This is a genomic window from Aeromonas jandaei (assembly GCF_037890695.1).
GTDB lineage: Bacteria > Pseudomonadota > Gammaproteobacteria > Enterobacterales > Aeromonadaceae > Aeromonas > Aeromonas jandaei.
On record NZ_CP149571.1, the window covers coordinates 3045458 to 3059866 of the forward strand.

A 14409-nucleotide genomic window follows, 5' to 3' on the forward strand; every position below is an offset into this window, starting at 1 on the left:
AAAAAGGAGCGATTATCGCTCCTTTTTTATTGTGTGGCGTTGGCCCTGTGAGCGCGGCTTAGCGCACTTCAATCACATCCAGCATGTCCATTTCGTCGATGTCCAGCAGCGGGGCTTTTGGCATCTCGGGCGGATCAAACGCCTTGTCGCCGCCATCGATGATGCCGGAGTCGCGGTTGATGCTCTTGAAGTCAAACAGCTTGTGGTCGAGCAGGTGGCTCGGGATCACGTCCTGAATGGCGGTGAACATGGTCTCGATACGACCCGGGAAGCGGCGATCCCAATCCTGCATCATCTGCTTGATGGCCTGACGCTGCAGGTTCTCCTGCGAGCCGCACAGGTTGCACGGAATGATGGGGAAGGCTTTGACATCGGCGTAGCGGATCAGGTCCTTCTCTTTGCAGTAGGCCAGCGGGCGGATAACCACGTTCTTGCCATCGTCGCTCACCAGCTTGGGCGGCATGGACTTGAGCTTGCCACCGTAGAACATGTTGAGGAACAGGGTCTCGAGGATGTCGTCGCGGTGATGGCCAAGGGCAATCTTGGTGCAACCCAGCTCCTGAGCGGTGCGGTAGAGAATACCGCGGCGCAGCCGTGAGCAGAGGGAGCAGGTGGTTTTGCCTTCCGGTACCTTCTCCTTGACGATGGAGTAGGTATCCTCTTCGACAATCTTGTACTCGATGCCGAGGGAGTCCAGATACTCGGGCAGCACGTGCTCGGGGAAGCCGGGCTGCTTCTGATCCAGGTTGACGGCAACCAGATCGAAATGGATGGGGGCACTGGCTTTGAGGCTCATCAGTATGTCGAGCATACCGAAGCTGTCCTTGCCGCCGGAGAGGCAGACCATGACCTTGTCGCCCTCTTCAATCATGTTGAAGTCGGCAATGGCCTGACCTACGTTGCGCCGCAGGCGCTTTTGCAGTTTGTTGAAACTGTATTTTTCTTTGGCGTTCAGCTCTTCTAGCATGCTCGTAAAACCCGGGACACAAATAAGCGCGTTATTATAGCCATGTCCCGGGGGAGGGCAAGGTGCCAGGCACCTTATGATTGATTGCGACGGCTGTCGACCGGGCAGCTGTAGTCGGCCGGTTTGAGGATCAGCAGGTCGCAGGAGAGACGGTCGATCACATGTTCAGCGGTATTGCCGAGCAAGGCGGCCGAGAGACCGGTGCGGCCGACGCAGCCCATGATCATCAGATTAGCGTCGAGCTCTTCGGCCATGTCCGGCAGCACCTCTTCTGGCAATCCTTCTGCTACCCGGGTCCAGAGATGGCCGATACCGAACTTGTCGGCATGGCTCAGCAGCAGGGTCTCGTGGTGTTTGCGGATAGCCTCGTTGTAAGCGTTGGGATCAAACTCCGGCAGCTCGATGGCCACATTGACCGGGGTACCCGGATAGGTGTTGACCAGATAGAGACTGGAGCCGAGCAGCTCGGCGATATCGCCACCTTCCTGGGTGATCCGCTCGTTGAGCAGCTTCTGATCCGGATCGTCGCTGGAGCAGTTGATGGCGGCGATGATATTGCCGCCCCGTTTCCAGTGCCCCTCTTTTACCAGCAGCACCGGACAGGGACATTTGCGCAGCAGATGCCAGTCGGTCGGCGTAAAGATGAAGGTTTGCAAGAAGCTGTGATGGTGGGTGGCCTTGACCACCAGATCGTGACGTTGTTCCAGCACCTCTTGAATGACGGATTCGAAGGGGCGGTTGTGCCAGATCACTTTGACTTCGCAAGCAATCCCTTGCGAGCGGTAGGGGGTGAGTATTTCGTCCAGCCACTCTCGCCGTTGGGAGATGACGCCGTTACGCATCTCTTCGCGCTCCTCGACGGAGAGCATGGCGGTCATTTCATACGAGAAGTCATAGATGGTGAGCAGCAGGGTCAGGCGGGCATTGTCGTCCAGCTCGGCGATCTTGACGGCCCGTTCGAGGGCGATTTGACGCTCCTCTTCTGGATTGATAACTACCAGAATATTCTGATATTTGACCATCTTCTCCTCCTTGGAAAAGTCCAATGACGGCAGAATCTTAGTCATTACAGCTTAGCGCAGGAGGAGGGGAGCTGGAACGTACCGGATCACATTCCAGAGGAAAGGATCCGGCCGGGAAAGCGGAATAAAAGCGGGGTTGTAAGGGGAAAAATCAGCCGCAGGGCGGACGGGTAGCTCCGGCCATCATACCCAGCGCGACCTGATCCAGCACGGTGATGTACTTGCCTTTGACGCTGATGAGACCGGACTTCTGGAAGCGGCCGAGCAGACGGCTGATGGTCTCGACGGTCAGACCCAGATAGTTGCCGATATCGCCACGGGTCATAGCCAGACGGAACTCTTTGGCAGAGAAACCGCGTTCGGAGAAGCGCACCGAGAGGTTGTGCAGGAAGGCGGCGAGGCGCTCTTCAGCATTCTTCTTGGAGAGCAGCAGGATCATCTCCTGATCGCCCATGATTTCACTGCTCATCAGACGCATGATCTGCTGGCGCAGTTTGGGCATCTTGCCGGAGAGATCATCCAGTACTTCAAAGGGGATCTCGCACACCATGGCCGTTTCCAGCGCCTGAGCAAAGGAGGGGTGAGCCTGCTTGTTGATGGCGTCAAACCCGACCAAATCACCAGCAAGGTGGAAGGCTGTGATCTGCTCATCGCCCTGTTCGGTGATGGTGTAGGACTTGATAGTCCCGGAACGAATGGCGTAGAGCGACTTGAACTCATCACCGGCCTTGAACAGCTCCTCACCCTTCTGGATCGGCTTTTTACGCTCGATGATGCTATCGAGCTGATCAAGCTCGTTGTCGTTCAGGGTGAAGGGGATACAGAGCTGACTGATGCTGCAATCCTGGCAATGAATTGCACAGCCACCGCTCTGGATACGTCTGCCAGGTTTCTTTTCCGGGATCATAGGCTCATACGAATAATTGATTTATATCAAACAAGTTTACCACCAACTCATCCGTTTTGGATAGGGTTTCAAAAGGCGGCTATGCCAACCCACAGGGTATGAACCCCGAACAAAATGAGTAACAGCGCGCCGCCAAGGCGCAAACTGCGCAGGGTTAACCAGTATCTGAGGCGATCGGCAAGCCCACCCAGCGCGAACAAGGTTGGCAGGGTGCCGAGACCAAAAAAGAGCATGATCAGCGCCCCGCCAGCGGCAGAACCGGCAGCCGCGCTCCAGGTCAGCATAGAGTAGACCAGCCCGCAGGGGAGCCAACCCCAGACCATGCCAAAAGGGAGTGCCTGCAGCGGCGAGGTGAAGGGGATAAACTTGCCGGCAAGGGGTTTGATATGGGGCCAGAGTTTGGCGCCGAGGCGCTCCAGCAGCAGGATCCCCTGCCACCAGCCGGCCAGATAGAGACCAAGGGCGATCATCAGCAATGCGGCTACCAGCCGCAGCCCTTCGATGGCATGTTTGCCTGCGCCCAGTTCACTGGTGGTAGCGAGCAGGCCGCCCACCAGCGCGCCTGCCAGCACATAGCTGAGGATCCGCCCCAGGTTGTAGTTGAGCAGGTAGCCAAGGCGTCCGCTGAAGTGCTGCTTGTCGGCCGGGATGGCCATGGAGAGGGCGGCGGAGACACCACCGCACATGCCGATGCAGTGAGCCGAGCCTGCCAGTCCTACCAGCAGGGCACCCAGCAGATCAAGATTGTGAGTCATGGGAGGAGGGCTTGACTACTTTTTGTTGGGGTTCATCTTCATCGAACAGAATGTTGGAACCCTGGCGATCGAGATCTTCAAATTGTTCGGAGCGAATGGCCCAGAAAAAGACCACGCCGGCGATGACGACGAAGAGAATGGCGATGGGGATCAGGACAAAAATTATGTTCATGAGAAGTACCTTGGCATTCATCCGTGGCAAGCTTCCTCCATGGTAACCCCGTTCGGGAGGAGGGCCAGCCGCTATCGGTCAAAAATGTGGCCTGCATCGGAGGCAGGCCACTATTTCAGCTATTTTCTTACAGTTTGCTTATCTGTTGAGCCGCATCGAGTTGGTCACCACGATGAGTGAACTGAGCGACATGCCCGCAGCCGCCAGATAGGGAGGCAGCCAGCCACAGGCTGCCAGTGGCAGTACCAGCAGGTTGTAACCGATGGACCAGGTAAAGTTCTCGATGATGATCTTGCGGGTGCGCAGCGCGAGCCTTCTGGCATCGAGCAGACGACTGAGATCATCGGCCAGCAGAATGGCATCGGCGCTGTTTTTGGCCAGGTCAGTGCCGCCCGCCATGGCAAAGGAGGCGTGCGCTCCGGCCAGCACGGGGGCATCGTTGATGCCATCACCCACCATGATGCTGATCTCACCCTCTGCTTCACGGGCTTTGAGATACGCCAGCTTGCCATCCGGCGTAACCCCCTTGACCAGCTCGTCGACCCCAAGGGTTCGGGCAATCTCGTCAGCCTGGGAAGAGCTGTCACCGGTCAGAATAGTCGTCTGCAGACCGGCAGCCTTGAACGCATCGATCAACGCTTTGGCATCCGGGCGCAAGGTGTCATCCAGCTCGAAACGGGCGAGCAGTTGCTGTTCGTCGGCAAGGTAGATGGCAAGACCATGCTCGGGATTGTCGTTACTCTCCATGCCAAGCCAGCGGGCGCTGCCGATACGATAGCGAACGCCGTCTACCAGCCCGGTGATGCCGTGACCGATGACTGGTGTGATCTCGCTTGCTTGCGGCAACTGCCCCACTTCATCGGCGGGTAGCCTGAAAGCACGGGCGATGGGGTGCTCGGACTGGGCCTCCAGCGCCCGGGCGATACTCAAGCAGCGGTCTGCATCGAGCGTGCCGAGCGATGTGGTTGTGGACAGGCGGATCTCACCGGTGGTGAGCGTGCCAGTCTTGTCCATCACGATCCGGTTGGCCTTGGTCAATATATCCAGCACATGGCCGCGGCGCAGCAGGATGCCGTTGCGGGTCAGATTAGCGGTCGCCGAGGTCAGCGCGGTCGGCGTTGCCAGCGAGAGCGCGCAGGGGCAGGTGGCCACCAGCACGGCCAGCGCGATCCAGAATGCCTGTTCCGGTTGGTGGAAGTGCCAGAAGGTCCAGACCGCCGCGGCGATGATAAGCAGCACCAGAATAAAGTGGCGGGACAGCTGATCCGCCATCTGGGCGATGGCCGGTTTGTCATCGAGGGCATGATCCTGCAGGCGCATGATCTGGGAGATGCGCGACTCTTCGATGCGGTGGGTCACCCGGATCTGTAGCGGCGCATCGGTGTTGATGGTGCCGGCATAGACCAGATCGCCGCACTGCTTGAACAGCGGCAGTTGCTCGCCAGTCAGCATCGCCTCGTTGAGACTTGCCTCTCCCGCCACGATGACGCCATCCGCGGGCAGCGTCGCCCCTGCCAGTACCCGCACCCGATCGCCGACTTGCAGGGTCTTGGCTGCCACTTCACGCTCGCCATCCTGGTCGATCAGGGTCGCCATGATGGGCACCAGCCGTGCCAGGTTGGAGCTTGATTCGGAGGCTTTGCGCCGGGCCCTCAGCTCAAGAAAACGGCCAAGCAGCAGGAAGAAGACGAACATGGTGATGGAGTCGTAGTAGACCTCACCGGTATTGAACACTGTGGCCCACATGGAGGCGATAAACGCCCCGATCAGTGCCAGCGATACCGAGACATCCATCGACAGGTGTCCCTGCTTCAGGCTGCGCCAGGCGTTGATGTAAAAAGGCTGGGCCGAGTAGATCATGATGGGGGTGGAGAGCAGCAGGCTTATCCACTTGAAGTAGACCATGAACTCATCTTCGACGCTGATAAAGAGATCCATGTAGAGCGCGACGGCGCACATCATCACCTGCATCGACCCCAGCCCTGCCAATGCCAGCCGGAACATGTAGCTGCGCACCTCTTTGGCGTAGAGCGCTTCCTGTTGATGGGTCTGGAAGGGGTAGGCGCGATAGCCAATCTTGGCGAAGCCCTTGAGGATGTCGCTCAGGGAGAGCTGGGCCGGATCCCATTTGATACGGGCGCGATGAGTCGTGGTGTTGACGTTGATGTAGCGCAGACCGCTTAACGTCATCAGATGCCGCTCGATAAGCCAGGCGCAGGCGGCGCAGGTCAATCCCTCTACCGTCAGCTGGATTTCGCGCGTTGTTTCGCGACCCGTGCCGCTGTCAGTGACAAACTCCTGCTGCACCTCCGCCAGATCGTAGTGGGTGAGGGCGGCGAGCTCCTCGGGCACCAGTTCCCCCTTGATGCCGGGGGCGGTGCGGTGGTCGTAATAGCTGGCAAGACCGCACTCCATGATGGTCTCTGCCACGGCCTGACAGCCGGGGCAGCACATGGGCCTGACGATCCCCTTTATCTCGAGGGAATAGCCGCTATTGGCGGGAACCGGCTCGCCACAGTGAAAGCAAGGGGTCATGATTTATGTTCCCCTAAATGCAGAATGCAAGCAGCACGGTTGCTGGCGAGGACCAGCTCACCACAGTGAGAACAGCCGGTCATGACTTAGCGTCCTTTCGGATCAAGTTCGACAGGTGCCTGGGTGGGCAGTTGTACCGTCTCTTGCAGGCGCCATTCGTGGTTGAACGCATCCACCCGGATGTGCCATTTACCGGTGAGCGGTTTGTCGAAGTGGAGGCGATAGGTGCCGCTCGCATCGGCGGTGATCATGTGTTCGCTGTCCAGTCCCGCCAGAGTGGGGTGGAAGAGCGACAGATAGAGGGCCTGACCCGGCGGGATGTCACCGCTGACGGGCTTGAGGGTCAGCTCGTGGCTGTTGACCTCAAGGGCGAAACGGATATTGAGGGCCTCGGAGCGATCGAACTTGCTCAGATCCTGATTGATCTCTTTCCCTTGTTTGTAATAGTCCTCGGCCACCAGATTGACCCCATCCTTGCTGGCAATGATGGCGGTAGAAATGCTGCCGACAACGGCGGCAGTGGGGAGGGCGATGATAAACCAGGGCCAGAATTGGCGATACCAGGGTTTGAATACAGGTTGGGTCATGATGCTACTGCCGTGAAACGAATGATTAACGAGTAAGAAAGCTTTTCTGCAACACAAGATAACAAAAAGCCTCGATGAGTCGAGGCTTTTTGCTGTGTAATCACGTGTTTATCACATGTTACGACTTATGTGAGCGACCTTTATTTAGCAGGCTGATGGGACAGGCTGTAAACGTAGGAAGCCAGCAGGTGTACCTTGTCTTCACCCAAGATGTCTTTCCAGGCCGGCATCACACCGTGGCGACCGTGGGTGATGGTCTGCACCACCACTTCGCGGGAACCGCCGTAGAGCCAGGTGTTGTTGGTCAGGTCCGGTGCACCAACGGCGATACCGCCCTTGGCGTCGGGGCCGTGGCACGCAGCACAGATGGTGAAGCGCGCTTCGCCCTTCTTGGCTTCGACCAGATCGACCTTGCGACCGGAGAGGCTCAGCACATAGGAAGCCACCTCTTGCACACCGTCTTTGCCGAGGATTTCACCCCAGGCAGCCATGATCCCCTGACGACCGCCCATGATGGTGGTCTTGATTTGATCTGGCTGGCCGCCCCATTGCCATTCGCTGTCGGTCAGGTTCGGGAAACCGCGACCGCCGCGGGCATCAGAGCCGTGGCACTGGGAGCAGTTCTGCAGGAACAGACGCTGACCCACTTTCAGGGCTTCCGGATCCTTGGCGATTTCGGTGATGGCGCGGTAGGTCTTGCCATCAGCCTCATAGGTCAGTTCACGGAACTTGGCGCCATAGATCTCGTCAGCCTTGGCGACCTCACGGTCGTACTCCACGGCGCGACCTTCAGCCTTGGCTGATTCGGTTGCCGCCTTGGATTCGGCCAGCGAGCGCACGTCCTGGTTGGAACTTTGCCAGCCCAGCAGGCCTTTGAAGTTACCCAGACCCGGGAAGGCGACCAGATAGACCAGACCGGTGACGATGAAGAAGAGGAACATGTAGGTCCACCACTTCGGCAACGGGTTGTTGATCTCCTCGATACCATCGAAGGAGTGGCCCATCGGCTTACCTTCTTCCACGCCCATCTTGTCCTTGAGGCACCACATCAGCAGCAAGAAGCAGCCAAAGATGGTCCCCAGGGTGATGACGGTTACGAAAATACTAAACAGAGTGCTCATTCTTGTTTCGCTCCTGCGTTCTTTTTATCAGCACCGGCTTGCTCATCATCGGCAAACACCAGATTGGCGGCCTCATCAAAAGAGGTCTTGCGGCGTTTGCTGTAGGCCCAGACGATGATGCCAATCATGATGGCCATCAACAGCAGGGTATACAGACCGCGAAATGTGCCGTAATCCATCTCAGGCTCCTTATTTCAGGGCATGACCCAGTGATTGGAGATAGGCGATGAGGGCTTCCAGCTCGGTCTTGCCTTTAACTGCTTCCCCTGCACCCTGAATATCCGCATCGGTATATGGCACACCGAAGTGATCGCGGAACAGCGCCAGTTTTTTGCCAGTCATCTCACCGGTCAGCACGTTGGTATCGAGCCAGGGATAGGCAGGCATGTTGGACTCGGGAACCACATCACGCGGGTTGATGAGGTGAGCATGGTGCCATGCATCGGAGTAGCGACCACCTACGCGGGCCAGATCCGGGCCGGTGCGCTTGGAGCCCCACAGGAAGGGGTGCTCCCACACGCTCTCGCCGGCAACCGAGTAGTGACCGTAACGCTCGGTTTCGGCACGGAACGGACGGATCATCTGGCTATGGCAGTTGGTGCAGCCTTCGCGAATGAAGATATCGCGTCCTTCCATCTGCAGTGCGGTATAGGGCTTGAGGCCCTCAACCGGCTCGGTGGTCTGCTTCTGGAAGAAGAGCGGGGTAATTTCAACCAGGCCCCCCAGGCTGATGGCGAAGATAATGGCCACCACCAGCAGAGGAACGTTCTTTTCAAGGATCTCGTGACGGTTATTGTTGCTCATTCTTGGACCTCTTCAATCATGCTGGCTGGGCGACAGGTTCCAGGGAACCTTTGGGCGCAGTGATGGTGCGATAGGCGTTGTAGGCCAACAGCAGCATACCGGTGACGAAGAAGCAGCCACCCAGGAAGCGCACGAAGTAGAAGGGATAGGAGGCCTGCAGCGCTTCTACGAAGCTGTAGGTCAGAGTGCCGTCTTCGTTGACTGCACGCCACATCAGGCCTTGCATCACGCCGGAAATCCACATGGCAACGATGTAGAGCACGGTGCCCACAGTCGCCAGCCAGAAGTGGACGTTGATGAGCTTGATGCTATACATGCGGCCCTGACCGAACAGGTTCGGGATCAGGTGGTAAACCGCACCGATGGAGACCATGGCTACCCAGCCCAGCGCGCCGGAGTGAACGTGACCTACGGTCCAGTCGGTGTAGTGGGAGAGGGCGTTGACAGTCTTGATCGCCATCATCGGGCCTTCGAAAGTCGACATGCCGTAGAACGACAGGGAGACGATCAGGAAGCGCAGGATGGGGTCATAACGCAGCTTGTGCCAGGCACCGGAGAGGGTCATGATGCCGTTGATCATGCCACCCCAGGAGGGCACGAACAGGATCAGGGACATGACCATGCCCAGCGACTGGGCCCAGTCAGGCAGCGCAGTGTAGTGCAGGTGGTGCGAACCGGCCCAGATATAGAGGGAGATCAGCGCCCAGAAGTGGACAATGGAGAGACGGTAGGAGTAAACCGGACGTCCCGCTTGCTTGGGCACGAAGTAGTACATCATCCCGAGGAAGCCAGCAGTCAGCAGGAAGCCTACCGCGTTGTGGCCGTACCACCACTGCACCATGGCGTCCATGGCGCCGGAGTACATGGAGTAGGACTTCATGGCGCTGAGCGGCACTTCCATGTTGTTGACGATGTGCAGCACGGCGACCGTGATGATGAAGGCGCCGAAGAACCAGTTCGCCACATAGATGTGGGAAGTGGTGCGCTTCATCAGCGTGCCGAAGAAGACAATGGCGTAGGCGACCCACACCACAGTGATGGCCAGGTCAATCGGCCACTCCAGCTCGGCATACTCCTTGGCGGAGGTGTAACCCAGCGGCAGGGAGATGGCAGCCGACAGGATGATGGCTTGCCAGCCCCAGAAGACGAAGGTTGCCAGCGGGCCACCAAACAGCCGGGTTTGGCAGGTGCGCTGAACAACGTAGAACGACGTTGCCATCAGAGCGCTGACGCCAAAGGCAAAAATCACCGCGTTGGTATGGAGGGGCCGCAGACGACTGTAGGTCAGCCACGGAGTGTCGAAGTTAAGAGCAGGCCAGATAAGCTGGGCTGCGATCAGTACGCCAACCGACATGCCGACAATTCCCCAGACAATCGTCATGACGGTAAACTGGCGAACAACGGTGTAGTTGTACTCAGGATGGTTAGTTGTATGGCTCATCGTTATATTCCGCTTCCGATGCTGCTGTTGTTTGGTTTTTTGTCCGGCAAACCGGACGGACTTCATCGCGCTATCTTCAACCACTCGTTAACATCTGTTAACGAAAGGAAAAGTAAAAGATGGCTAAATGAAAACTCCATGGGAATGATACTGAACTGACAGGTAAAATAACAGTATAAACAGTGATATATTTGGCTCCGCCCGGTCTCGTTGACACGCTTGTTTTACCTTGTGCGAGATCAAAAAAAGACCATTTTTATTACATCTTTACAGGGTGTTTTTGATGAAAGAGAGACTGACTGCACAGAAAGTAATGCATCTTGTGCTAGTGCTGGCCGTTCTGGTGGCGTTGGTGAGCTATCGCACCTGGTTTGCAGCCGATAACTCACAAAATTCCGAACCAAAAAAAGATCAAATTTGTGATCTTTCCCACAGCAGTTGTGACCTGTTAATTGGTGAAAAGTCGATGGCAATTGCTATTTCACAATTACCTGTTCGCGCCGAACGCGATTTTATTATTCGATTGGAGGGCGGGGAGCCCGGGATTAAACCGATCAAAGCCTGGCTCGAGGGGCGAGATATGTTTATGGGGACCATCCCTGTCAATTTTGAATCAAGTGGCAATGGCTGGCAGGCAAATGCGCTGGTAGGAAGCTGCACATCCCCCATGATGGTCTGGTTGCTCAATATTGAGTGGAGCAATGGCCAGCGCCAACAGCTGGCACTTTCAGTCGCTCGGGAATAGTGATGTCGTGGCAGGGAAGGGGGACTCTGGAAAAAATATTTGAAATTTTTGTCTCAGAGGTTACCTTCCCTTCAGTCTACAGGGAGTGAAGTGCATTTAATCATGAGTGACAAGAACGCCTTTTATCGTACTCTCAACCGGCAAGCGCAGGCGCTGCTGGAAGGGGAGCCAGATCTGATCGCCAAACTCGCCAACCTCTCCGCCTTGCTCAATCAGGAGTTAACTGGTATCAACTGGGTCGGTTTTTATCTGTTGCAAAGGGATACCCTGGTGCTTGGCCCCTTCCAGGGCAAGCCTGCCTGTGTCCGGATCCCGGTTGGCCGTGGTGTCTGCGGTACGGCTGTTGCCCAAGGCATGACCCAGTTGGTGGATGATGTGCACCAGTTCGAGGGACATATTGCCTGCGATGGTGCCAGCAACGCTGAAATTGTGATTCCGCTGCGTCGGGGTCACGAGATCATCGGGGTGCTGGATATCGACAGTCCGATTTTTAACCGTTTCGACCAGGAAGACCGGATTGGTCTTGAAGAAACGGTGCAAATTTTGGAAAGCATGCTTTAAGTCATTGCTAGATGGTTCGCAAAAGGCCCCAAGCTCTCTATAATGGGGCCTTTGTTGTGCTCGGGAAGTGCCCGTGCGTTTATTGAAAGCCAAGGTTATACATGGAAAACACTGAGAAGCTGAAGAACAGTAAAGAGATCGTTGCCTACCTGGTCGAGAAATTCCCGGCCTGCTTCGTTGCTGAAGGAGAGGCCAAGCCGCTCAAGATTGGCATCTTCCAGGATTTGGCCGAGCGTCTTGCTGACGATGCCAGAGTCTCCAAGACCATGCTGCGTTCCGCACTGCGTCAATACACCTCCAGCTGGCGCTACCTGCATGGGCTCAAAGCCGGTCAGGCTCGCGTTGATCTGGATGGTAACCCGGGCGAACTGCTGACCGAAGAGCACATCGAGCACGCCAAGCAGGCTCTGAAAGAGAGCAAAGAGCGCGTCTTTGCCAGCCGTCGCACCAATACCAAAGAGAAGGATGAAAAGGCCAAGAAGCCGCGTCGTCCTGCTCCCCGCAAAACCGAAAAAGCTGATGTAGCTACCAAGCCGAAAGCGCAGGAGAAAGCACCGGTCGCTGAAGCTCCGCTGGTAAAAGTGGATGCCGCTACGCTGAAAGTGGGTCAGGGTGTGCGCGTTGTTATGGGTAAATCCCCGGTTGCGGCCACCATCAAGGAAGTGACCAAAGATGATGTACAGGTCCAACTGCAGACCGGCATGATGCTGCGGGTCAAATCAGAGCACTTGGTTCTCTAAGGAGACAAATGTTGAAGCATGGCGTAATTCGTTTTTCCCTCGTTGCCTGTAGCCTGGCGTTTGTCGGGCTTGCACAGGCCATCGAGCCGGTGCTCAAGGAGAGTGATTTGCCTGTGTTGGCTCAAGAGAGCCAACATGCTACGGCCAGCAAGCGAATTACCAATCTGTTTACCCGCTCGCACTACAAACAGTTCAAGCTGGATGATGCCTTCTCCTCCGTGATCTTCGACAAGTATCTGGAGAACCTGGATTACAGCCGCAATCTGTTTTTGGCCTCTGATATCAGCCGTTTTGAAAAGTACCGTAACGGTTTTGACACCGACCTTGAAAGAGGCCGTCTGGCGCCCGCCTACGAGATGTTCAACCTGAGTCAGCAGCGACGTTATGAGCGGTACGAATACGCCCTCAAACTGCTCGATACTCCTTTTGATTTCACCCAGAACGACAACTATGTGTTTGATCGGGAAGGGGCGGCTTGGCCAAAAGATGAGGCTGAACTCAATGAGTTGTGGCGTCAGCGGGTCAAGTTCGATGCCCTGAGCCTCAAGCTCAGCGGCAAGGAGTGGCCCGAGATCAAGGAGCTGCTTGGCAAGCGTTACAACAACGCCATCAAGCGGATGTCCCAGACCGAGAGCGAGGATGTGTTCCAGCTCTTCATGAACTCCTTCGCTCGTGCCATCGAACCGCACACCAGTTATCTCTCTCCGCGCAGTGCCGATCGTTTCAATACCGAGATGAACCTCTCGCTCGAGGGGATTGGTGCCGTGTTGCAGGCAGAGGATGATTTCACCGTCATTCGCTCACTGGTTCCCGGCGGCCCGGCTGCCAAGTCCAACCGCCTCAAGCCTGATGACAAGATCACCGGGGTAGGGCAGGACGATGGCAAGATTGTCGATGTGATCGGCTGGCGTCTTGATGACGTGGTCGAGCTCATCAAGGGGCCCAAGGGGAGCAAGGTCAAGCTGGAGATCCAGCGTGGCAAGGGGGCAACCGCCAAGACCGAGCTGATCGACCTGACCCGCGACAAGGTGCGCCTCGAAGATCGCGCGGCCAAGTCCAAGGTGATTACGGCTGAAGGCAAGAAGATCGGTGTCATCGAGATCCCGAGTTTCTACGTCAATCTGCATGATGATGTGATCAAGGAGCTCTCCACCCTCAACAAGCAGAAGATCGACGGCCTCATCATCGATCTGCGCGGTAATGGTGGGGGTGCCCTGACCGAAGCGTCAGCCCTGAGCGGCCTCTTCTTCGGCAGTGGCCCGGTGGTTCAGATCCGTGATCACATGGGTCGTATCACGGTCAACGGCGACGATGATGGCAACGTCTATTACGGTGGCCCCATGACTGTGCTGATCGATCGCTACAGCGCGTCGGCGTCCGAGATCTTCGCTGCAGCCATGCAGGATTACGGCCGTGCCCTGATTCTCGGTGAAAACTCGTTCGGCAAGGGGACGGTGCAGCAGCATCGCAGCCTCGCCAAGGTCTACGACTTCTACGAGCAGCCACTGGGTCACGTGCAGTACACCATCGCCAAGTTCTACCGGATCAACGGTGGCAGTACCCAGAACAAGGGGGTTGCACCGGATATCAGCTTCCCGACACCGGTTGCACCGGAAGAGACGGGTGAGAGCCGCGAGTTCAATGCTCTGCCTTGGGACAAGATCGCATCGGCCAAGTATGACAAGCTCGGCAACTTTGCCAGCCTGCTGCCCAAGCTGAAGTCGGCCCACGATGCACGCATCGCCAAGGATCCCGAGTTTGCCTACGTGATGCAGGACATTGCCGACTACAAGGAGGAGAAGGACAAGAAGTCAGTCTCCCTCAATGAAGCGGTACGTCTGGCAGAGCAGGCCAAGCAGGATGAGAAAGCGCTCAAGCGTACCAATGAGCGACTGGCTCGCCTTGGCAAACCACCGGTGAAGAGCCTGGATGAACTGCCTGCCGATTTTGAGGCCCCTGACGAATATCTGGTCGAAGCGGCCAATATTACGGCAGATCTGGCCAAGACCGGCAAACGCAGCTGATCTGACTGAGATAACGAGCAAGGGCGAC

The 14409-nt window shown here is 56.8% G+C and carries 15 protein-coding genes; 4 read left to right on the forward strand and 11 right to left on the reverse strand.

The window, feature by feature from the left end; translation table 11 throughout:
• Positions 1 to 58: 58 nt before the first annotated feature.
• The 11 genes from ttcA to ccoN form a co-directional block, all read right to left on the reverse strand.
• A complete protein-coding gene (gene ttcA, locus WE862_RS14380; protein WP_005336634.1) occupies positions 59 to 967 on the reverse strand; it encodes a tRNA 2-thiocytidine(32) synthetase TtcA in 909 nt (302 codons plus the stop codon).
• 74 nt (positions 968 to 1041) lie between these two features.
• Positions 1042 to 1989: a universal stress protein UspE gene (uspE, locus tag WE862_RS14385; protein WP_042031012.1), complete on the reverse strand. Its 948-nt coding sequence runs from the start codon at positions 1987 to 1989 to the stop codon at positions 1042 to 1044.
• 151 nt (positions 1990 to 2140) lie between these two features.
• Positions 2141 to 2896 carry an FNR family transcription factor gene (locus WE862_RS14390; protein WP_033113524.1) on the reverse strand — a complete coding sequence of 252 codons (756 nt, stop codon included), beginning with the start codon at positions 2894 to 2896 and terminating at the stop codon, positions 2141 to 2143.
• Between the two features lie 68 nt (positions 2897 to 2964).
• Positions 2965 to 3651 carry a sulfite exporter TauE/SafE family protein gene (locus WE862_RS14395; protein ID WP_042031011.1) on the reverse strand — a complete coding sequence of 229 codons (687 nt, stop codon included), beginning with the start codon at positions 3649 to 3651 and terminating at the stop codon, positions 2965 to 2967.
• Positions 3635 to 3823 (reverse strand): cbb3-type cytochrome oxidase assembly protein CcoS, encoded by a 189-nt coding sequence (gene ccoS, locus WE862_RS14400; protein WP_042031066.1) that lies wholly within the window; start codon positions 3821 to 3823, stop codon positions 3635 to 3637. Before ccoS ends, WE862_RS14395 begins: the two co-directional genes overlap by 17 nt.
• Positions 3824 to 3961: 138 nt before the next feature.
• A complete protein-coding gene (locus WE862_RS14405) occupies positions 3962 to 6358 on the reverse strand; it encodes a heavy metal translocating P-type ATPase (RefSeq protein ID WP_042031010.1) in 2397 nt (798 codons plus the stop codon).
• Positions 6359 to 6444: 86 nt separating this feature from the next.
• The gene (locus WE862_RS14410) at positions 6445 to 6945 is read right to left on the reverse strand and encodes a FixH family protein (protein WP_033113527.1); all 501 of its coding nucleotides are present in this window, start codon (positions 6943 to 6945) and stop codon (positions 6445 to 6447) included.
• A gap of 140 nt (positions 6946 to 7085) precedes the next feature.
• The gene (ccoP, locus tag WE862_RS14415; RefSeq protein WP_042031009.1) at positions 7086 to 8066 is read right to left on the reverse strand and encodes a cytochrome-c oxidase, cbb3-type subunit III; all 981 of its coding nucleotides are present in this window, start codon (positions 8064 to 8066) and stop codon (positions 7086 to 7088) included.
• Entirely contained in the window at positions 8063 to 8245 is a 183-nt protein-coding gene (locus WE862_RS14420) for a CcoQ/FixQ family Cbb3-type cytochrome c oxidase assembly chaperone (protein ID WP_041207797.1), read from the reverse strand. Before WE862_RS14420 ends, ccoP begins: the two co-directional genes overlap by 4 nt.
• Positions 8246 to 8255: 10 nt before the next feature.
• Complete coding sequence (gene ccoO / locus WE862_RS14425) at positions 8256 to 8870, reverse strand: cytochrome-c oxidase, cbb3-type subunit II (RefSeq protein WP_041207796.1); 615 nt, start codon at positions 8868 to 8870, stop codon at positions 8256 to 8258.
• Positions 8871 to 8886: 16 nt separating this feature from the next.
• Entirely contained in the window at positions 8887 to 10311 is a 1425-nt protein-coding gene (gene ccoN / locus WE862_RS14430; RefSeq protein ID WP_339058639.1) for a cytochrome-c oxidase, cbb3-type subunit I, read from the reverse strand.
• 283 nt (positions 10312 to 10594) lie between these two features.
• Here ccoN and WE862_RS14435 point away from each other — a divergent pair, with 283 nt between their 5' ends.
• From WE862_RS14435 to prc, 4 genes are all read left to right on the forward strand, one after another.
• Entirely contained in the window at positions 10595 to 11056 is a 462-nt protein-coding gene (locus tag WE862_RS14435) for a hypothetical protein (protein ID WP_042031007.1), read from the forward strand.
• 102 nt (positions 11057 to 11158) lie between these two features.
• Positions 11159 to 11617: a GAF domain-containing protein gene (locus tag WE862_RS14440; protein ID WP_042031006.1), complete on the forward strand. Its 459-nt coding sequence runs from the start codon at positions 11159 to 11161 to the stop codon at positions 11615 to 11617.
• A 101-nt stretch (positions 11618 to 11718) separates the two neighbouring features.
• Positions 11719 to 12357 (forward strand): RNA chaperone ProQ, encoded by a 639-nt coding sequence (proQ, locus tag WE862_RS14445; RefSeq protein WP_042031005.1) that lies wholly within the window; start codon positions 11719 to 11721, stop codon positions 12355 to 12357.
• An 8-nt stretch (positions 12358 to 12365) separates the two neighbouring features.
• Positions 12366 to 14381 carry a carboxy terminal-processing peptidase gene (gene prc, locus WE862_RS14450; protein WP_033113535.1) on the forward strand — a complete coding sequence of 672 codons (2016 nt, stop codon included), beginning with the start codon at positions 12366 to 12368 and terminating at the stop codon, positions 14379 to 14381.
• Positions 14382 to 14409: the final 28 nt, after the last annotated feature.

Excerpts from the sequence above, each read along its gene's own strand:
- ccoP (WP_042031009.1), bottom strand. The coding sequence starts at position 8,066 with ATGAGCACTCTGTTTAGTATTTTCGTAACCGTCATCACCCTGGGGACC.
- WE862_RS14390 (WP_033113524.1), bottom strand. The coding sequence starts at position 2,896 with ATGATCCCGGAAAAGAAACCTGGCAGACGTATCCAGAGCGGTGGCTGT.
- uspE (WP_042031012.1), bottom strand. The coding sequence starts at position 1,989 with ATGGTCAAATATCAGAATATTCTGGTAGTTATCAATCCAGAAGAGGAG.
- WE862_RS14440 (WP_042031006.1), top strand. The coding sequence starts at position 11,159 with ATGAGTGACAAGAACGCCTTTTATCGTACTCTCAACCGGCAAGCGCAG.
- WE862_RS14435 (WP_042031007.1), top strand. The coding sequence starts at position 10,595 with ATGAAAGAGAGACTGACTGCACAGAAAGTAATGCATCTTGTGCTAGTG.
- proQ (WP_042031005.1), top strand. The coding sequence starts at position 11,719 with ATGGAAAACACTGAGAAGCTGAAGAACAGTAAAGAGATCGTTGCCTAC.
- WE862_RS14420 (WP_041207797.1), bottom strand. The coding sequence starts at position 8,245 with ATGGATTACGGCACATTTCGCGGTCTGTATACCCTGCTGTTGATGGCC.
- ccoN (WP_339058639.1), bottom strand. The coding sequence starts at position 10,311 with ATGAGCCATACAACTAACCATCCTGAGTACAACTACACCGTTGTTCGC.
- WE862_RS14395 (WP_042031011.1), bottom strand. The coding sequence starts at position 3,651 with ATGACTCACAATCTTGATCTGCTGGGTGCCCTGCTGGTAGGACTGGCA.
- prc (WP_033113535.1), top strand. The coding sequence starts at position 12,366 with ATGTTGAAGCATGGCGTAATTCGTTTTTCCCTCGTTGCCTGTAGCCTG.
- WE862_RS14410 (WP_033113527.1), bottom strand. The coding sequence starts at position 6,945 with ATGACCCAACCTGTATTCAAACCCTGGTATCGCCAATTCTGGCCCTGG.
- ttcA (WP_005336634.1), bottom strand. The coding sequence starts at position 967 with ATGCTAGAAGAGCTGAACGCCAAAGAAAAATACAGTTTCAACAAACTG.
- WE862_RS14405 (WP_042031010.1), bottom strand. The coding sequence starts at position 6,358 with ATGACCCCTTGCTTTCACTGTGGCGAGCCGGTTCCCGCCAATAGCGGC.
- ccoS (WP_042031066.1), bottom strand. The coding sequence starts at position 3,823 with ATGAACATAATTTTTGTCCTGATCCCCATCGCCATTCTCTTCGTCGTC.
- ccoO (WP_041207796.1), bottom strand. The coding sequence starts at position 8,870 with ATGAGCAACAATAACCGTCACGAGATCCTTGAAAAGAACGTTCCTCTG.